General features: G+C 57.6%; 5 protein-coding genes and 3 rRNA genes (1 of these 8 running past the window's edge). 3 read left to right on the top strand and 5 right to left on the bottom strand.

Going from position 1 to position 21,148, the window contains the following annotated elements:
* Positions 1–79: 79 nt before the first annotated feature.
* Both ACVWSC_RS00625 and ACVWSC_RS00620 read left to right on the top strand, forming a co-directional pair.
* The gene (locus ACVWSC_RS00625; protein ID WP_442111284.1) at positions 80–14,887 is read left to right on the top strand and encodes a retention module-containing protein; all 14,808 of its coding nucleotides are present in this window, start codon (positions 80–82) and stop codon (positions 14,885–14,887) included.
* 156 nt (positions 14,888–15,043) lie between these two features.
* Positions 15,044–15,388, top strand: a complete 345-nt coding sequence (locus tag ACVWSC_RS00620) for a tryptophan synthase subunit beta (RefSeq protein WP_476461719.1) — start codon at positions 15,044–15,046, stop codon at positions 15,386–15,388.
* A 36-nt stretch (positions 15,389–15,424) separates the two neighbouring features.
* Here the strand turns inward: ACVWSC_RS00620 and lapD are convergent, their stop codons facing one another.
* Positions 15,425–17,371, bottom strand: a complete 1,947-nt coding sequence (gene lapD / locus ACVWSC_RS00615) for a cyclic di-GMP receptor LapD (RefSeq protein WP_442111280.1) — start codon at positions 17,369–17,371, stop codon at positions 15,425–15,427.
* Positions 17,372–17,381: 10 nt separating this feature from the next.
* A complete protein-coding gene (gene lapG / locus ACVWSC_RS00610) occupies positions 17,382–18,068 on the bottom strand; it encodes a cysteine protease LapG (protein WP_442111278.1) in 687 nt (228 codons plus the stop codon).
* 306 nt (positions 18,069–18,374) lie between these two features.
* Here lapG and ACVWSC_RS00605 point away from each other — a divergent pair, with 306 nt between their 5' ends.
* On the top strand, positions 18,375–19,055 hold the full coding sequence (locus tag ACVWSC_RS00605) for a GntR family transcriptional regulator (protein ID WP_442111276.1): 681 nt from the start codon (positions 18,375–18,377) through the stop codon (positions 19,053–19,055).
* A 59-nt stretch (positions 19,056–19,114) separates the two neighbouring features.
* Here ACVWSC_RS00605 and rrf (ACVWSC_RS00600) read toward each other — a convergent pair.
* The 3 genes from rrf (ACVWSC_RS00600) to ACVWSC_RS00590 all read right to left on the bottom strand — a co-directional run.
* Positions 19,115–19,230, bottom strand: a 5S ribosomal RNA gene (gene rrf / locus ACVWSC_RS00600).
* A 110-nt stretch (positions 19,231–19,340) separates the two neighbouring features.
* A 5S ribosomal RNA gene (rrf, locus tag ACVWSC_RS00595) occupies positions 19,341–19,456 on the bottom strand.
* Between the two features lie 129 nt (positions 19,457–19,585).
* Positions 19,586–21,148: ribosomal RNA gene (locus ACVWSC_RS00590) — 23S ribosomal RNA — on the bottom strand; it runs 1,328 nt beyond the window's last position.

The raw sequence follows: 21,148 nt of genomic DNA, 5'->3' as shown, positions 1-21,148 counted from the left end.
CGAAACATTCCATCTAAACGCGGCAATTCAGCGCCGCCTGGGCATGGAAGCCAATTGAACGGGTAACCCGGAGAGTCCAATGAGCAGTGTTGTTGCCATCGTCAAAAGCATTGTTGGTCAAGTTATCGCCGTATCACCAGAAGGCGTGCGGCGCGTACTTATCGAAGGTGACCGCCTGTTCGTTGGCGAGCAGGTACTGACCGGCCTTGCCGGCGCCGTGAGCCTGGAGCTGGCTGACGGCCGCACCCTGGACCTGGGCCGCGATACCCAATGGAGCGCTGATGCCCCGGACAGCAGCACCGACCTGGCCGCTGCCACCGCTCAAGCGGCGCCTTCGGTTGAAGAGCTGCAGCAGGCAATCGCCGCCGGTGCTGACCCGACGACCGAACTTGAAGCCACCGCAGCAGGCCCTTCGGCCTCCGGCTCTGGCGGTGCCGCCGGTGGTGGCCACAGCTTCGTGATGCTTGATGCCACTGCAGGCTCCGTGGACCCGACCATCGGCTTCCCGACCGGCCCGATCGGTTTTGCCACCGACGATCAGCGTGAAGAACTGGGCGGCCTGGACACCAACGGCAACAACCAGCTGGTGCCACCGACCGCCGATGTCGAAACCGGCCTCACCCTGAAAGCGACGCCGTCGATTACTGAAGCCGGTGGCGTGATTATCTACACCGCCACTGTCGGCCAGCCACCCCTGACCGACCTGACCGTGACCCTGTCCAATGGCCAGGTCATTGTGATCAGCGCCGGGCAAACCACCGGTAGCGTCAGCGTGACCATCCCGCCGAACGATACCGTGTACCTGGATGGCGGCGAAATCTCCACGACCATTACCGGCACTACGGGCGGCGGTGGACTGAGCGTAATCTCGGACAAGACGCCGGCGGTCACCCAGATTACAGACACTATCGACACCACCACTGTGGCTGTCAGCGCTGATCCGGCGAAGGAAGGCGACACTAGCGTCACCTTCAACTTCCAGTTGAGCAACCCGCCGCAGGGCGCTACCACCCTGACCGTTAACGTCGGTGGCAAAGATTACACCGTCAACGTGGATGCCAGCGGTAAAGGCACGCTTTCCGTGCCAAACACCAACGGTGAAGACGTTTACGCCGATGGCAGCACCCTCACCGCGACCGTCACGTCGGTGAATGGCGGCAACTACGAAGCCACCAACCTGACCGGTGCCACGGCGACTGCTGAGGTCAAAGACACCGTTGATACCACCACCGTGGCCGTCAGCGCTGATCCGGCGAAGGAAGGCGATACCAATGTCACCTTCAATTTCCAGCTGAGCAATCCGCCGCAGGGCGCTACGACCCTGACCGTTAACGTCGGTGGCAAGAATTACACCGTCAACGTCGATGCCAGCGGTAAAGGCACGCTTTCCGTGCCAAACACCAACGGTGAAGACGTTTACGCCGATGGCAGCACCCTCACCGCTACCGTGACGTCGGTGAATGGCGGCAACTACGAAGCCACCAACCTGACCGGTGCTACGGCGACGGCTGAGGTCAAAGACACCGTTGATACCACCACCGTGGCCGTCAGCGCTGATCCGGCGAAGGAAGGCGATACCAATGTCACCTTCAATTTCCAACTGAGCAATCCGCCGCAGGGCGCTACGACCCTGACCGTTAACGTCGGTGGCAAGAATTACACCGTCAACGTCGATGCCAGCGGTAAAGGCACGCTTTCCGTGCCAAACACCAACGGTGAAGACGTTTACGCCGATGGCAGCACCCTCACCGCTACCGTGACGTCGGTGAATGGCGGCAACTACGAAGCCACCAACCTGACCGGTGCTACGGCGACGGCTGAGGTCAAAGACACCGTTGATACCACCACCGTGGCCGTCAGCGCTGATCCGGCGAAGGAAGGCGATACCAATGTCACCTTCAATTTCCAACTGAGCAATCCGCCGCAGGGCGCTACGACCCTGACCGTTAACGTCGGTGGCAAGAATTACACCGTCAACGTCGATGCCAGCGGTAAAGGCACGCTTTCCGTGCCAAACACCAACGGTGAAGACGTTTACGCCGATGGCAGCACCCTCACCGCTACCGTGACGTCGGTGAATGGCGGCAACTACGAAGCCACCAACCTGACCGGTGCTACGGCGACGGCTGAGGTCAAAGACACCGTTGATACCACCACCGTGGCCGTCAGCGCTGATCCGGCGAAGGAAGGCGATACCAATGTCACCTTCAATTTCCAACTGAGCAATCCGCCACAGGGCGCTACGACCCTGACCGTTAACGTCGGTGGCAAGAATTACACCGTCAACGTCGATGCCAGCGGTAAAGGCACGCTTTCCGTGCCAAACACCAACGGTGAAGACGTTTACGCCGATGGCAGCACCCTCACCGCTACCGTGACGTCGGTGAATGGCGGCAACTACGAAGCCACCAACCTGACCGGTGCCACGGCGACGGCTGAGGTCAAAGACACCGTTGATACCACCACGGTCGAAGTGAAGGCTAACGCCGCGCAGGAAGGCAGCGACTTTGTCACCTTTACCTTCCAGCTGAGCAACCCGCCACAAGCGGGTAGCACCACCGTGTTGACCGTCAATGTCGGCGGCAAAGACTACTTCGTCACCGTCAACGACAAGGGCTACGGCACCCTCGATGTGCCGAACACCAACCTCGACGACGCGCACCTCGATGCCAGCAAAGTCACCGCCACCGTTACCGAGATCAATGGCGGCAACTACGAAGCCACGGACCTCACTGGCGCGACCGCCACTGCCGATGTCGAAGACACCATCGACACCACAACGGTAGAGGTCAAAGCCAATGCTGCACAGGAAGGCGATACCAACGTCACCTTCACCTTCCAGCTGAGCAATCCGCCGCAAGGCACGACGGTGCTGACCGTCAATGTCGGCGGCAAGGACTACTTCGTCACCGTTGACGACAAGGGCTACGGCAAGCTCGAAGTGCCGAACACCAACATCGAAGATGCTTACCTCGACGGCAGCAAGGTCACTGCGACCGTGACTGAAGTGAACGGTGGCAACTTCGAAGGTACCGACCTCAAAGACGCGTCGGTCACGGTTGATGTCAAAGACACCTTCCAAGACACCACCGTCAAAGTCACTGCAGACGCTGCGAAAGAAGGCGACGCTAACGTCACCTTCCACTTCCAGCTGAGCAACCCACCGCAAGCCGGTAGCACTGCCATCCTGACCGTCAACGTCGGCGGCAAGGACTACTTCGTCACTGTCGACGACAAGGGTTACGGCAAGCTCGACGTGCCGAACACCAACATCGAAGATGCTTACCTCGACGGCAGCAAGGTCACCGCGACCGTGACTGAAGTGAACGGCGGCAACTTCGAAGGGACTGACCTGAAAGACGCGTCGGTCACGGTTGATGTCAAAGACACCTTCCAGGACACCACCGTCAAGGTCACTGCGGACGCGGCGAAAGAAGGCGACGCTAACGTCACCTTCCACTTCCAGCTGAGCAACCCACCGCAGGCCGGTAGCACCGCCATCCTGACCATCAACGTTGGCGGCAAGGATTACTTCGTCACCGTTGATGACAAGGGCTACGGCAAGCTCGAAGTGCCGAACACCAACATCGAAGACGCTTACCTCGACGGCAGCAAGGTCACCGCGACCGTGACTGAAGTGAACGGCGGCAACTTCGAAGGGACTGACCTGAAAGACGCGTCGGTCACGGTTGATGTCAAAGACACCTTCCAGGACACCACCGTCAAAGTCACTGCAGACGCGGCGAAAGAAGGCGACGCCAACGTCACCTTCCACTTCCAGCTGAGCAACCCGCCACAAGGCACAACGGTGCTGACCGTCAATGTCGGCGGTAAAGACTATTTCGTCACCGTTGACGACAAGGGCTACGGCAAGCTCGAAGTGCCGAACACCAACATCGAAGACGCTTACCTCGACGGCAGCAAGGTCACTGCGACCGTGACTGAAGTGAACGGCGGCAACTTCGAAGGTACCGACCTCAAAGATGCCTCCGTCACGGTTGATGTCAAAGACACCTTCCAGGACACCACCGTCAAGGTCACTGCAGATGCTGCGAAAGAAGGCGACGCCAATGTCACCTTCCATTTCCAGCTGAGCAATCCACCGCAAGCCGGTAGCACTGCCATCCTGACCATCAATGTCGGCGGCAAGGACTACTTCGTCACTGTCGACGACAAGGGCTATGGCAAGCTCGAAGTGCCGAACACCAACATCGAAGACGCCTACCTCGACGGCAGCAAGGTCACTGCAACCGTGACTGAAGTGAACGGCGGCAACTTCGAAGGCACTGACCTGAAAGATGCCTCCGTCACCGTTGATGTCAAAGACACCTTCCAGGACACCACCGTCAAGGTCACTGCAGACGCGGCGAAAGAAGGCGACGCCAACGTCACCTTCCACTTCCAGCTGAGCAATCCACCGCAAGCCGGTAGCACCGCCATCCTGACCATCAACGTTGGCGGCAAGGACTACTTCGTCACCGTTGACGACAAGGGCTACGGCAAGCTCGACGTCCCGAATACCAACATCGAAGACGCTTACCTCGACGGCAGCAAGGTCACTGCGACCGTGACTGAAGTGAACGGCGGCAACTTCGAAGGTACCGACCTGAAAGACGCGTCGGTCACGGTTGATGTCAAAGACACCTTCCAGGACACCACCGTCAAGGTCACAGCAGACGCTGCGAAAGAAGGCGACGCCAACGTCACCTTCCACTTCCAGCTGAGCAATCCACCGCAAGCCGGTAGCACCGCCATCCTGACCATCAACGTTGGCGGCAAGGACTACTTCGTCACCGTTGACGACAAGGGCTACGGCAAGCTCGACGTGCCGAACACCAACATCGAAGACGCTTACCTCGACGGCAGCAAAGTCACTGCGACCGTGACTGAAGTGAACGGCGGTAACTTCGAAGGCACTGACCTGAAAGACGCGTCGGTCACGGTTGATGTCAAAGACACCTTCCAGGACACCACCGTCAAGGTCACTGCAGACGCGGCCAAAGAAGGCGACGCTAATGTCACCTTCCACTTCCAGCTGAGCAATCCGCCACAAGGCACGACGGTGCTGACCGTCAATGTCGGCGGTAAAGACTATTTCGTCACTGTCGACGATAAGGGCTACGGCAAGCTCGACGTCCCGAACACCAACATCGAAGATGCTTACCTCGACGGCAGCAAGGTCACTGCGACCGTAACCGAAGTGAACGGCGGCAACTTCGAAGGCACTGACCTGAAAGACGCGTCGGTCACCGTTGATGTCAAAGACACCTTCCAGGACACCACCGTTAAGGTCACTGCGGACGCGGCGAAAGAAGGCGACGCCAACGTCACCTTCCACTTCCAGCTGAGCAACCCGCCGCAAGCCGGTAGCACTGCCATCCTGACCATCAACGTTGGCGGCAAGGATTACTTCGTCACCGTTGACGACAAGGGCTATGGCAAGCTCGAAGTCCCGAACACCAACATCGAAGACGCTTACCTCGACGGCAGCAAGGTCACTGCGACCGTGACCGAAGTGAACGGCGGCAACTTCGAAGGTACCGACCTCAAAGATGCCTCCGTCACGGTTGATGTCAAAGACACCTTCCAGGACACCACCGTCAAAGTCACTGCGGACGCGGCGAAAGAAGGCGACGCTAACGTCACCTTCCACTTCCAGCTGAGCAACCCACCGCAGGCCGGTAGCACCGCCATCCTGACCATCAACGTTGGCGGCAAGGATTACTTCGTCACCGTTGATGACAAGGGCTACGGCAAGCTCGAAGTGCCGAACACCAACATCGAAGACGCTTACCTCGACGGCAGCAAGGTCACTGCGACCGTGACTGAAGTGAACGGTGGCAACTTCGAAGGTACCGACCTCAAAGACGCGTCGGTCACGGTTGATGTCAAAGACACCTTCCAAGACACCACCGTCAAAGTCACTGCAGACGCTGCGAAAGAAGGCGACGCCAACGTCACCTTCCACTTCCAGCTGAGCAACCCACCACAAGGCACGACGGTGCTGACCGTCAATGTCGGCGGCAAGGACTATTTCGTCACTGTCGACGATAAGGGCTACGGCAAGCTCGACGTGCCGAACACCAACATCGAAGACGCTTACCTCGACGGCAGCAAAGTCACTGCGACCGTAACCGAAGTGAACGGCGGCAACTTCGAAGGGACTGACCTGAAAGACGCGTCGGTCACGGTTGATGTCAAAGACACCTTCCAGGACACCACCGTCAAGGTCACTGCGGACGCGGCGAAAGAAGGCGACGCCAACGTCACCTTCCACTTCCAGCTGAGCAACCCGCCACAAGGCACAACGGTGCTGACCGTCAATGTCGGCGGTAAAGACTATTTCGTCACCGTTGACGACAAGGGCTACGGCAAGCTCGAAGTGCCGAACACCAACATCGAAGACGCTTACCTCGACGGCAGCAAGGTCACTGCGACCGTGACTGAAGTGAACGGCGGCAACTTCGAAGGTACCGACCTCAAAGATGCCTCCGTCACGGTTGATGTCAAAGACACCTTCCAGGACACCACCGTCAAGGTCACTGCAGATGCTGCGAAAGAAGGCGACGCCAATGTCACCTTCCATTTCCAGCTGAGCAATCCACCGCAAGCCGGTAGCACTGCCATCCTGACCATCAATGTCGGCGGCAAGGACTACTTCGTCACTGTCGACGACAAGGGCTATGGCAAGCTCGAAGTGCCGAACACCAACATCGAAGACGCCTACCTCGACGGCAGCAAGGTCACTGCAACCGTGACTGAAGTGAACGGCGGCAACTTCGAAGGCACTGACCTGAAAGATGCCTCCGTCACCGTTGATGTCAAAGACACCTTCCAGGACACCACCGTCAAGGTCACTGCAGACGCGGCGAAAGAAGGCGACGCCAACGTCACCTTCCACTTCCAGCTGAGCAATCCACCGCAAGCCGGTAGCACCGCCATCCTGACCATCAACGTTGGCGGCAAGGACTACTTCGTCACCGTTGACGACAAGGGCTACGGCAAGCTCGACGTCCCGAATACCAACATCGAAGACGCTTACCTCGACGGCAGCAAGGTCACTGCGACCGTGACTGAAGTGAACGGCGGCAACTTCGAAGGTACCGACCTGAAAGACGCGTCGGTCACGGTTGATGTCAAAGACACCTTCCAGGACACCACCGTCAAGGTCACAGCAGACGCTGCGAAAGAAGGCGACGCCAACGTCACCTTCCACTTCCAGCTGAGCAATCCACCGCAAGCCGGTAGCACCGCCATCCTGACCATCAACGTTGGCGGCAAGGACTACTTCGTCACCGTTGACGACAAGGGCTACGGCAAGCTCGACGTGCCGAACACCAACATCGAAGACGCTTACCTCGACGGCAGCAAAGTCACTGCGACCGTGACTGAAGTGAACGGCGGTAACTTCGAAGGCACTGACCTGAAAGACGCGTCGGTCACGGTTGATGTCAAAGACACCTTCCAGGACACCACCGTCAAGGTCACTGCAGACGCGGCCAAAGAAGGCGACGCTAATGTCACCTTCCACTTCCAGCTGAGCAATCCGCCACAAGGCACGACGGTGCTGACCGTCAATGTCGGCGGTAAAGACTATTTCGTCACTGTCGACGATAAGGGCTACGGCAAGCTCGACGTCCCGAACACCAACATCGAAGATGCTTACCTCGACGGCAGCAAGGTCACTGCGACCGTAACCGAAGTGAACGGCGGCAACTTCGAAGGCACTGACCTGAAAGACGCGTCGGTCACCGTTGATGTCAAAGACACCTTCCAGGACACCACCGTTAAGGTCACTGCGGACGCGGCGAAAGAAGGCGACGCCAACGTCACCTTCCACTTCCAGCTGAGCAACCCGCCGCAAGCCGGTAGCACTGCCATCCTGACCATCAACGTTGGCGGCAAGGATTACTTCGTCACCGTTGACGACAAGGGCTATGGCAAGCTCGAAGTCCCGAACACCAACATCGAAGACGCTTACCTCGACGGCAGCAAGGTCACTGCGACCGTGACCGAAGTGAACGGCGGCAACTTCGAAGGTACCGACCTCAAAGATGCCTCCGTCACGGTTGATGTCAAAGACACCTTCCAGGACACCACCGTCAAAGTCACTGCGGACGCGGCGAAAGAAGGCGACGCTAACGTCACCTTCCACTTCCAGCTGAGCAACCCACCGCAGGCCGGTAGCACCGCCATCCTGACCATCAACGTTGGCGGCAAGGATTACTTCGTCACCGTTGATGACAAGGGCTACGGCAAGCTCGAAGTGCCGAACACCAACATCGAAGACGCTTACCTCGACGGCAGCAAGGTCACTGCGACCGTGACTGAAGTGAACGGTGGCAACTTCGAAGGTACCGACCTCAAAGACGCGTCGGTCACGGTTGATGTCAAAGACACCTTCCAAGACACCACCGTCAAAGTCACTGCAGACGCTGCGAAAGAAGGCGACGCCAACGTCACCTTCCACTTCCAGCTGAGCAACCCACCACAAGGCACGACGGTGCTGACCGTCAATGTCGGCGGCAAGGACTATTTCGTCACTGTCGACGATAAGGGCTACGGCAAGCTCGACGTGCCGAACACCAACATCGAAGACGCTTACCTCGACGGCAGCAAAGTCACTGCGACCGTAACCGAAGTGAACGGCGGCAACTTCGAAGGGACTGACCTGAAAGACGCGTCGGTCACGGTTGATGTCAAAGACACCTTCCAGGACACCACCGTCAAGGTCACTGCAGATGCTGCGAAAGAAGGCGACGCCAATGTCACCTTCCACTTCCAGCTGAGCAATCCACCGCAAGCCGGTAGCACTGCCATCCTGACCATCAATGTCGGCGGCAAGGACTACTTCGTCACTGTCGACGACAAGGGCTATGGCAAGCTCGAAGTGCCGAACACCAACATCGAAGACGCCTACCTCGACGGCAGCAAGGTCACTGCAACCGTGACTGAAGTGAACGGCGGCAACTTCGAAGGCACTGACCTGAAAGATGCCTCCGTCACCGTTGATGTCAAAGACACCTTCCAGGACACCACCGTCAAGGTCACTGCAGACGCGGCGAAAGAAGGCGACGCTAACGTCACTTTCCACTTCCAGCTGAGCAACCCACCGCAGGCTGGTAGCACTGCCATCCTGACCATCAACGTCGGCGGCAAGGACTACTTCGTCACCGTTGACGACAAGGGTTACGGCAAGCTCGAAGTGCCGAACACCAACATCGAAGACGCTTACCTCGACGGCAGCAAAGTCACTGCGACCGTGACTGAAGTGAACGGCGGCAACTTCGAAGGGACTGACCTCAAAGACGCGTCGGTCACGGTTGATGTCAAAGACACCTTCCAGGACACCACCGTTAAGGTCACTGCAGACGCGGCTAAAGAAGGCGACGCTAACGTCACCTTCCACTTCCAGCTGAGCAACCCGCCGCAAGCCGGTAGCACCGCCATCCTGACCATCAACGTTGGCGGCAAGGATTACTTCGTCACTGTCGACGACAAGGGCTATGGCAAGCTCGACGTCCCGAACACCAACATCGAAGACGCCTACCTCGACGGCAGCAAGGTCACCGCGACCGTAACCGAAGTGAACGGTGGCAACTTCGAAGGTACCGACCTGAAAGATGCCTCCGTCACGGTTGATGTCAAAGACACCTTCCAGGACACCACCGTCAAGGTCACAGCAGACGCTGCGAAAGAAGGCGACGCCAACGTCACCTTCCACTTCCAGCTGAGCAACCCACCACAAGGCACGACGGTGCTGACCGTCAATGTCGGCGGTAAAGACTATTTCGTCACTGTCGACGATAAGGGCTACGGCAAGCTCGACGTCCCGAACACCAACATCGAAGATGCTTACCTCGACGGCAGCAAGGTCACTGCGACCGTGACCGAAGTGAACGGCGGCAACTTCGAAGGTACCGACCTGAAAGATGCCTCCGTCACGGTTGATGTCAAAGACACCTTCCAGGACACCACCGTCAAGGTCACAGCAGACGCTGCGAAAGAAGGCGACGCCAACGTCACCTTCCACTTCCAGCTGAGCAACCCACCACAAGGCACGACGGTGCTGACCGTCAATGTCGGCGGTAAAGACTATTTCGTCACTGTCGACGATAAGGGCTACGGCAAGCTCGACGTCCCGAACACCAACATCGAAGATGCTTACCTCGACGGCAGCAAGGTCACTGCGACCGTGACCGAAGTGAACGGCGGCAACTTCGAAGGGACTGACCTCAAAGACGCGTCGGTCACGGTTGATGTCAAAGACACCTTCCAGGACACCACCGTCAAGGCCACTGCTGACGCGGCGAAAGAAGGCGACGCTAACGTCACCTTCCACTTCCAGCTGAGCAACCCGCCACAAGGCACGACGGTGCTGACCGTCAATGTCGGCGGTAAAGAGTATTTCGTCACCGTTGACGACAAGGGCTACGGCAAACTCGACGTCCCGAACACCAACATCGAAGACGCCTACCTCGACGGCAGCAAGGTCACTGCGACCGTGACCGAAGTGAACGGTGGCAACTTCGAAGGTACCGACCTGAAAGATGCCTCCGTCACGGTTGATGTCAAAGACACCTTCCAGGACACCACCGTCAAGGTCACAGCAGACGCTGCGAAAGAAGGCGACGCTAACGTCACTTTCCACTTCCAGCTGAGCAACCCACCGCAGGCTGGTAGCACTGCCATCCTGACCATCAACGTCGGCGGCAAGGACTACTTCGTCACCGTTGACGACAAGGGTTACGGCAAGCTCGAAGTGCCGAACACCAACATCGAAGACGCTTACCTCGACGGCAGCAAGGTCACCGCGACCGTGACTGAAGTGAACGGCGGCAACTTCGAAGGGACTGACCTCAAAGACGCGTCGGTCACGGTTGATGTCAAAGACACCTTCCAGGACACCACCGTTAAGGTCACTGCAGACGCGGCGAAAGAAGGCGACGCTAACGTCACCTTCCACTTCCAGCTGAGCAATCCACCGCAAGCCGGTAGCACTGCCATCCTGACCATCAACGTTGGCGGCAAGGATTACTTCGTCACCGTTGACGACAAGGGCTATGGCAAGCTCGACGTCCCGAACACCAACATCGAAGACGCTTACCTCGACGGCAGCAAGGTCACCGCGACCGTGACTGAAGTGAACGGCGGCAACTTCGAAGGGACTGACCTCAAAGACGCGTCGGTCACGGTTGATGTCAAAGACACCTTCCAGGACACCACCGTCAAGGTCACTGCAGACGCTGCGAAAGAAGGCGACGCTAACGTCACCTTCCACTTCCAGCTGAGCAATCCGCCACAGACCGGCACCACCGCTACCCTGACCGTCAACGTCGCGGGCAAGGACTACACCGTCACCGTCAACGACAAGGGCTACGGCAAACTCGACGTGCCGAACACCAACGTCGAAGACGTCTACAAAGACGGCAGCACCCTGACCGCCACCGTCACTAAGGTGACCGGCGGCAACTTCGAAGGCACTGACCTTACCGGCGCTACCGCAACCGCCGATATCAAGGACACCACCGACACCACCACGGTCAATATCTCCGGCACCACCTCGGTTGCCGAGGGTGATTCCGCCAATTACACCCTGACGTTGTCCAGCAAGGCGGAAGCCGACGTCACTATTACGCTGACTTACTCCGGCACGGCCAAAGATGGCTCGGACTTCACCGGCGTAACGACCGTGACGATTCCGAAAGGCAGCAGCACTGGGAACTTCAGTGTGCCGATCCTGCGTGATGGTGTCGCCGAGGGCGTTGAATCCTTCACCGTGAAGATCGATTCGGCCACCGGTGGCAATTTCGAAAAACTGGAGGTCGGTAGCAACGGCAGCGTCACCACCACCATCCAGAGCAACGAAGCCCCCGTTGCCGCAGGTGGTGCCGTAACCGGCACTGAAGATAATGACCTGGTGCTGAGCTGGGCCAACTTTGGCATCACCGATGCCGATACCCCGGCCGCCAACCTCGGTCTTACCATCACTCAACTGCCTGCCGATGGTGTGCTGCAGTACAAGGACGGCAACGTCTGGAAAACCCTGACCAGCGCTGATGCTGGCAAGGTCTTCAGCAAAGCCGATATCGATGCCGGTAAGCTGAAATTCGTTCCGGATCGCAACGAGTCGGGTATCAATGCCAACGGCGGCAACGGCGTGGGCAACAAAGAAGCCGACTACGCGCAGATCAAGTTCAAACCTACTGATGGCCAAGGCGTGGGTAATGAATCGACCATCAAGGTCGACATTACTCCGGTTGCCGATGCACCGACTCTGATCATCGGCAGCAACAACGTGAACTCGATCGGCTTGCTCAAGGAAACCTGGAACAGCCTGAGCGGCCTGGGTACCAACGGCAACGGCATCACCGATAACGCGTTGAAGACGGTCTTCGACAACGCCGGTAAACCCAATAGCTCGTCGACGGTCACCAATGCCCAATCCGATAGCAGCGTGACAGCCGGCTCGGGCTCGAAGACTTCTGGCCTGATTTATCTTGAAGCCGGTAAAACCTACACCTTCAGCGGTATGGGTGACGACAGCCTGCTGATTACCATCGGCGGCCAGAAAGTGGCGTCTGCCACCTGGGGCAATGCCAGCGGGACGTTCACGGGTTCATTCACGCCGGGCGCCAGTGGTTACTACACCCTGGACATCTACCACGCGAACCAGAGTGGTCCGGGCAGCTATGACGTCAACCTGTCGGTCAACGGCAGCGCTCCGGTCGACCTGAGCAATAGCAACATCCCGATGTACCCGAGCGTGAACGACCTGAACAACGCTGGCGTGACCGTCGGCGAACTGCACGGCGACAACGGTGAAGGCTACTACCAAGGCTACAAGCTCAATGAAGGTGCCGAGAACGGTACCGTCAAACTGGTGGGCATCTCCAGCAGCCTGACCGACACCGATGGCTCGGAAACCCTCAGCATCAAACTGGGCGGTATTCCGGAAGGCTCGATCCTCAGCGATGGCGCCGGTCACACTGTCACCGTTGGCAAGACTGAAGTGGATGTCACCGGCTGGAACCTCAATGGTCTGAGCCTCAAGCCACCGGCTTACTACCAAGGCAAGTTCGACATCTCTGTCACCGCGACATCGACCGAGAAGGCCAACAACGACAGCGCGTCCACCCCTGGCAAGATCACGGTCACCGTTCACCCGGACAGCTACCTCCCCGGCAACCTGACCGAGGTCAATGACGATAAGTCGCTGGGCAGCGAAAACGACATCGTCGTTGCTGACGTCAACGGTCTGCACGTTACCCCAGGGCAGGACTACAACCTGGCGTTCATTGTCGATACTTCGGGCAGTATGGGCAGCAAAGGCGTAGAAGCTGCGAAGAAATCCCTGGAGTCGGTATTCACTACGCTGGCCAACAGTGTCAAAGGTGCGCAGTCCGGTACGGTGAACATCCTGTTGGTGGACTTCTCCGATCAGGTGAACACCACTATTACGGTCAACCTGGCCGACAAAAACGCGCTCACTGATCTGCAAGCTGCACTGCAGAAGTTCTATGCCGGCGGCAATACCAACTACGAAGACGCGTTCAAAACCACCGCCAACTGGTTCCAGAACCTCAAAATCAGCGGCAGCACCGGTAGCAACCAGACGTTCTTTATCACTGACGGCAAACCTAACCGGTATCAAACCGGCGAGTCCGACCCGGTATTCAAGAACTCCAGCCTCACCCTGGACGGTGTGCTCGGCGCGATGAAGTACAAACTGGGTGATGTTGTCACTGACAAAATGATCGGTGACAACAACCGGATCAGTATCGACAAAAACGGTTACCTCACAGCCGAATACTATTCTGGCAACCGCTGGCGTGACGACGACAAAGCCTCGGGTGAGCTGCATGCTCAAGGCGACGGCACGTATGAGTTGTCGTATCAGGGCGGGTCGTCCTGGTACATCGACAGCAACTCAAAAGACTCGTTCTTGTTGCTGTCGAAGCATTCAAGTGTGGAAGCGATCGGGCTCAATAGCACGATTAACGCCAATGACCTGAAGTACTACGACACCGACGGCAAACCGCAGTCCAACATCGATCCGAGCAAACTGGCCGAAGCCATTCTCAGTCATACCGAAGCCACTAACCCTGGCAACGACACGGTCAACGGCGGTGAAGGCAACGACATTATCTTCGGTGATCTGGTCAGCTTCGACGGAATCGCCGGCAACGGTATCGAAGCGATACAGGCTTATGTTGCCCGTGAGCTGGATATGAAACTGGGCGATGTCGATGGCCGCGTTCTGCACAAGTACATCACCGAACACGTCAGTGATTTTGATGTTTCACGCGCCAACGATGGTGCCGATACGCTGCTCGGCGGCGACGGCAATGACATTATCTTCGGCCAGGGTGGCGATGACCGTCTCGAAGGCGGCAAGGGCAATGACATTCTGCTCGGCGGTAGCGGCAAGGATGTGTTGATCGGTGGCGCCGGCAACGACACGCTGATTGGCGGAGAGGGCATTGACACCCTGCTTGGCGATGAAGGGAACGACATCCTCATGGGCGGCAAAGGCGACGATATTCTTACCGGTGGCAGCGGCGCCGACACCTTCGTGTGGAAAGCCGGCGACACTGGCAAGGATGTGATCAAGGACTTCAAGCCTGGCGAGGGTGACCGTCTGGATCTGAGCGACCTGCTGCAGAGCGAGAAGGGCAGCACGATCGACAACTTCCTGAAGATCACCACGGTCAATGGCGAGTCGACCCTGCAGGTCAGCTCCGAAGGCAAGCTGAACTCCGCCGGTGGCCTGGCCAACGCGGATGTGACGATCAAGCTGGAAGGCGTCAACTGGGCCAACACCACGATCAACTCGCTGGTATCTGGTGCCGACCCGACCATCAAGATCGACCACTCCAACAGCTGATAGCCCTCGACCTCGGTAGCCTGGCATGGCTACCGAGGCCAGCAGGCTTGGCCTGTACCCTGTTCACCCGGCATACTCGCTCGCCAGTCCCACAGCCTGGCGAGCTTGGCCTATGCTGCTGACTGCGGTTACGGACTCAATTTACGAGGGATTCCCATGTTCTATGTGCAACGTGACGCACAGGGCCAGTTGCTTCGGGTAGAAGCCGCCGCCTTTGACGAATACACGGAACAGTTGCCTGCCGACCACGCCGAAATTCAGGACTGGTTTGCTGATGACGTTGTCGAGAACAGCCTCAAGCAGCTCAAGCAGAGTGGCCTGGACATGATCCGGGTACTCGAAGACTTGATCGAAGTGCTCACCACCAAAGGTGTGATTAGCATCACCGACCTGCCGGCTGGTGCTCAAGCCAAGCTGCTCAGCCGGTCGAATGCCCGTCAGGTGCTGGGCGGGCTGACCAATCTGATCGATGACAGTGACGAGAACGGCGGCCTGATCTAAGCGCTGCAGGCCCCTCAGGGCCTGCCCACGCCTGTTTTAGCGCCAGGGTGCAGGCTCACCTACCAAACGCCCCTGAACGCCCTGGATGCCCATCTCGCGCAACACTTTAAGCTCCCCTTCGGTTTCGACGCGCTCGGCAATCAGCGGCAGGTCGATGCTGTGAGCGGCGCGCTGAATCGCTTCGATGAACAAGCGCTTGTGCCGCTCCTGATCGATCGCACGGATGTAGCTACCATCAATCTTCAGGTAGGCCAGCCCCAGATGGGCCAGGTTACCGATCATGCTGAAGCGCCCACCGAAGCGCTGCAGGCTCAGGCTGAAACCGAGCGCGCGCAAACGCCGGGTCAACTGTTCGAGTACGGCCTGGTCGGGTAACTGTTCTTCACCAATCTCCAGGGTCAGACGCGGCCCCAGTGCCGGATGCTGGCCAAGCAGCTCATAAACCCGTTGCAACGCGGCCGGATCTGCCAAGGTGGACGCCGACAGGTTCAGGGCCAGGGCCTCGGTGTGGTTTTGCATGTGTTTCAACACTTGCTCAAGCATCAGCACATCGAGGCGCGCCGACCAGCCAAAGCGCTCAAGCCAGGGCAGGAAGCGCCCCGCGGCAATCGCTTGACCCTGGTCATCCAGTACCCGCGAGATTACCTTGTAGTGCAACACCCGCTCCGGTGCATCACTGGCCACCACCGGTTGGAAAAACAGCTGAAAGCGCCCTTGCTTCAGTGCATCGTCGAGCAACTGATGCCAGGCATGGTGAGTATTGCCAGCTTGCGGGGCGGTGCCCTGCTCGAGGCACACCCAACCCGGCTCTACCTGGCTCTCTGCACGCGCCAAGGCTTCATCTGCCAGCTTGAGCAAGGCTTGGGGAGCATCACCGGGGCTATACGGCGCCATGCCGATACAGGCCACTGGCGTGACGTCAGTGGCGCCGGTGTCGGCCAGGCTCTGCAGGGTCACCTCCAGGGCCTGAGCAAGCTGTACCGCCTCTTCATGCACCAAGCCCGGTGCCAGCACGGCAAACTCACCGCCACGGCTGCGGGTGATCAGGTTGTTGGTTTCCGGGTAGTTAGCGCAGGTGCGTTGCAGTTGCTGCCCTACCGCCTGGAGTAGCTGATCAGTGCGTTGGCCACCCAGGCGTTGGTTAAGCCCGGCCAGATCCTTCACTCGCAGCAACAACAGGTAACCCGGCCGGGCTTCCTCGATATTGCTGACCTGGGCATTGAGCTGCATCTCGAAATAACGGCGGTTGGCCAAGCCCGTCAGGCTGTCCTGGTAGGATTCGACGCGCAGCTTTTCACTGCGCTCAGCCTGCTCCTTGAACAGCGCCTTGAGCTTTTCGACCATCTGGTTCATGGCCTGGACCACCCGACGCAGTTCAGGTGTGCTGGGCAGGTCTGGCAGGCTGAGGAATTCGCGACGAGCGATAGCGTGAGACTGCGCCACCATGTAGTCCAGTGGCTTGAGCTGACGGCGCAGCAGCAACGCACCGAGCACCGCACTCAAGGCGCCGCACAGCAGCAGCCAACCGAGACTGCCCAGAGCGCTTTGCCAAAGTTTGCCCAGAGCGAACATAGGATGGCTCACCACCTCAACCCGCGCCGCCTGCTGCCAGCCGCGGCTGACGATAGCATCGCCTCCTGCGGCCTCAAGGCCTATCAGGCGAATGAACCAGGCAGGTACACCATTGGCATCAGCTTCGGCGTGGCGCTCTACCAGCACGGCGTTGGAGCCCAGGTCGATGACCTTGATACTGGAGTAGTAACCACTGTCGAAAATCGAACTGACCATCAACTCGACCATCGCCGGATCATCAATGTTCGGCGTCAGCGACAACGCCAACGCCGTGGCCGCATCCTGTGCGTGGGAGCGCAACTGGTTTACGTACTGGCTGCGTGAGCTTTCCAGGCTAACCATGAAGCTGCCGCTGAACGCGACTACCAGGAACAGGCAGATGGCAAGCAGCAATTGTTTGAACAGTGACATCTGTGCTCCTTTAGTAAACCGGTTCGGCCGGGAAACCTTCGGCCTGCATCTTTTTCAGTAGATCCTGCCAGCGCGACAAACGTTTCGTGTCGCCAACCTTTTTATTACCTCCGGAACCTGTCAGCCACAGGCCTTCACCGTTGAAGGAATAAACCGGCAATAGGTCGGTACGCTCGCTGGCGGGCTTGATTGCGTCCATCAGGCTGTCGAGTACCAACGGCATGGCATTGGGGCTTGAGTAATAGGTCAGGACCATATGCGCACGGTTCTGGCGTAACGCCTTGACGTAGGTGATGCGCAGTTTTTCCGCCGGCACTCCCATGCGCCGCAGGCTGAAGTACTTGGCGATAGCATAGTCTTCGCAGTCGCCCTGCCCCTTGATCAGTGCCTGTATCGGTGTTGCCCAATAATCGACCTCGCGCCACAGGTCGATGTCTTCCACGTAACGTAATTGGTGGTTGAAGAACTGATTCACCCGCTTGAGCTGCTCGGCTTCACTGCCCTGCTTCTGGGTGGTCAGCATGTTTTGCCAGGCATCGATACGACCCTGCCCTGGCCCCAGTGGGCCATACAGGGATTGGGCTCGTCGGCTGATCTGGGAGAAATCCCAATCGGCGTGCAGGCTGCCTAACAGCAGGCAGCCGAACACCACGGCAAGGCCGAGCCGGCGCAAGGTCAACTGAACAGCCCAACGCATCGCCAATACGAAAACCTGCGCAAACCTGTGGAAAAACACCGATGGTGCGGCCTTGCCCATGAAAAAACAATGGCACCTTACAATCACGACAACATCAGCCTGCGATCATCCCGGAAGACCCATGCCCTGTAGTCGGCTCGACTTCCCTTGGAGAAAAACTTCATTCACGATAGCAACTACCCATCACACTCGCAGCCTGCCGACCGGTTCAGGCGCGCGCCTGCGAGTTTGACAAGGGTCCATACGCTAACTAGCGTGATTGGATCCAACATTTAATCCATCCCGACATTAAGGACAGAGTAAAGCGTGACCGAGAAATCCAAATCCTTGAGCGAAATACTGGGCAGCGAGCAAATCCCGCCGCACCTGGCTCGTAGTGTGATTGAAGAGCGGTTGCGCAATGCCATTCTGGAAGGCCGCCTGGCACCCGGTATGGCTCTGCGACAGCAAGAGTTGGCGACGCTGTTCGGCGTCAGCCGTATGCCCGTACGCGAGGCTCTACGCCAGCTTGAAGCGCAGTCATTGCTACAGGTGGTGGCACACAAAGGCGCGGTGGTTGCTCCGCTGATCGGTGAAGATGCGGTAGACACCTATGCCCTGCGAGTGATTCTGGAATCTGAAGCGCTGCGCCAGTCGATCCCTCTGCTGGAAGCCGAAGATATCGCCCTTGCTCGCAGCTATATCAAGCAACTGGAAAACGAAACCCGGCACGCCGAAATCGGCCGGCTGAACCGGTTGTTTCACATGAGCCTGTACAGCAAGGCTTCCAACAAGAAGCTGCTGCACCTGATTGAAATCGAGCTGAACGAAGAAGAGCGCTTCTTACGCTTTCACCTGTCGTCGATGGGCTTGGGGAAACTGACCCAGGATGACCACAACGCCTTGGTAGATGCTGCGAACGATAAGTCAGTTGATGATGCCATCAAGGTGCTTGAACGCCATTTGAATACGGCGGCCAGGACTATCAAGGCTTACCTGAGCGCTTGATAGTAGCCAGAAAAGACAAAACCCCTGTCTGCAAGGCAGACAGGGGTTTTGGAATTTAATCTTGACGATGACCTACTCTCACATGGGGAAACCCCACACTACCATCGGCGATGCATCGTTTCACTGCTGAGTTCGGGATGGGATCAGGTGGTTCCAATGCTCTATGGTCGTCAAGAAATTCTGTGTGCTGGTCCGTCTGTTGTGACGTACCGGCGAATTCTTGATGCTTCTACTATAAAGACAAAACCCCTACCTGCATGCGCAGATAGGGGTTTCGGAATTTAATCTTGACGATGACCTACTCTCACATGGGGAAACCCCACACTACCATCGGCGATGCATCGTTTCACTGCTGAGTTCGGGATGGGATCAGGTGGTTCCAATGCTCTATGGTCGTCAAGAAATTCTGTTGCCAGAAGGTCTTGTTAGACACTCCAGCGAATTGGGTATGTGACTTTGTGGTTTTGCAAACTTTCGGTGACTTTCGTCTTCACCACCACAATCTGCGTTGCAGATTGCTTGGGTGTTATATGGTCAAGCCTCACGGGCAATTAGTATTGGTTAGCTCAACGCCTCACAGCGCTTACACACCCAACCTATCAACGTCGTAGTCTTCGACGGCCCTTCAGGGAACTCAAGGTTCCAGTGAGATCTCATCTTGAGGCAAGTTTCCCGCTTAGATGCTTTCAGCGGTTATCTCTCCCGAACATAGCTACCCGGCAATGCCACTGGCGTGACAACCGGAACACCAGAGGTTCGTCCACTCCGGTCCTCTCGTACTAGGAGCAGCCCCTCTCAAATCTCAAACGTCCACGGCAGATAGGGACCGAACTGTCTCACGACGTTCTAAACCCAGCTCGCGTACCACTTTAAATGGCGAACAGCCATACCCTTGGGACCGGCTTCAGCCCCAGGATGTGATGAGCCGACATCGAGGTGCCAAACACCGCCGTCGATATGAACTCTTGGGCGGTATCAGCCTGTTATCCCCGGAGTACCTTTTATCCGTTGAGCGATGGCCCTTCCATACAGAACCACCGGATCACTAAGACCTACTTTCGTACCTGCTCGACGTGTCTGTCTCGCAGTCAAGCGCGCTTTTGCCTTTATACTCTACGACCGATTTCCGACCGGTCTGAGCGCACCTTCGTACTCCTCCGTTACTCTTTAGGAGGAGACCGCCCCAGTCAAACTACCCACCATACACTGTCCTCGATCCGGATAACGGACCTGAGTTAGAACCTCAAAGTTGCCAGGGTGGTATTTCAAGGATGGCTCCACGCGAACTGGCGTCCACGCTTCAAAGCCTCCCACCTATCCTACACAAGCAAATTCAAAGTCCAGTGCAAAGCTATAGTAAAGGTTCACGGGGTCTTTCCGTCTAGCCGCGGATACACTGCATCTTCACAGCGATTTCAATTTCACTGAGTCTCGGGTGGAGACAGCGCCGCCATCGTTACGCCATTCGTGCAGGTCGGAACTTACCCGACAAGGAATTTCGCTACCTTAGGACCGTTATAGTTACGGCCGCCGTTTACCGGGGCTTCGATCAAGAGCTTCGCGTTAGCTAACCCCATCAATTAACCTTCCGGCACCGGGCAGGCGTCACACCCTATACGTCCACTTTCGTGTTTGCAGAGTGCTGTGTTTTTAATAAACAGTCGCAGCGGCCTGGTATCTTCGACCGGCATGGGCTTACGGAGCAAGTCCTTCACCCTCACCGGCGCACCTTCTCCCGAAGTTACGGTGCCATTTTGCCTAGTTCCTTCACCCGAGTTCTCTCAAGCGCCTTGGTATTCTCTACCCAACCACCTGTGTCGGTTTGGGGTACGGTTCCTAGTTATCTGAAGCTTAGAAGCTTTTCTTGGAAGCATGGCATCAACCACTTCGTCGCCTAAAGGCAACTCGTCATCAGCTCTCGGCCTTAAGATCCCGGATTTACCTAAGATCTCAGCCTACCACCTTAAACTTGGACAACCAACGCCAAGCTGGCCTAGCCTTCTCCGTCCCTCCATCGCAATAACTAGAAGTACAGGAATATTAACCTGTTTTCCATCGACTACGCTTTTCAGCCTCGCCTTAGGGACCGACTA

It is taken from the genome of Pseudomonas sp. NUPR-002 (assembly GCF_056322725.1).
This window is presented reverse-complemented; position numbering and strand designations above follow the sequence as displayed.

Excerpts from the sequence above, each read along its gene's own strand:
- lapG (WP_442111278.1), bottom strand. The coding sequence starts at position 18,068 with ATGCGTTGGGCTGTTCAGTTGACCTTGCGCCGGCTCGGCCTTGCCGTG.
- ACVWSC_RS00620 (WP_476461719.1), top strand. The coding sequence starts at position 15,044 with ATGTTCTATGTGCAACGTGACGCACAGGGCCAGTTGCTTCGGGTAGAA.
- ACVWSC_RS00625 (WP_442111284.1), top strand. The coding sequence starts at position 80 with ATGAGCAGTGTTGTTGCCATCGTCAAAAGCATTGTTGGTCAAGTTATC.
- lapD (WP_442111280.1), bottom strand. The coding sequence starts at position 17,371 with ATGTCACTGTTCAAACAATTGCTGCTTGCCATCTGCCTGTTCCTGGTA.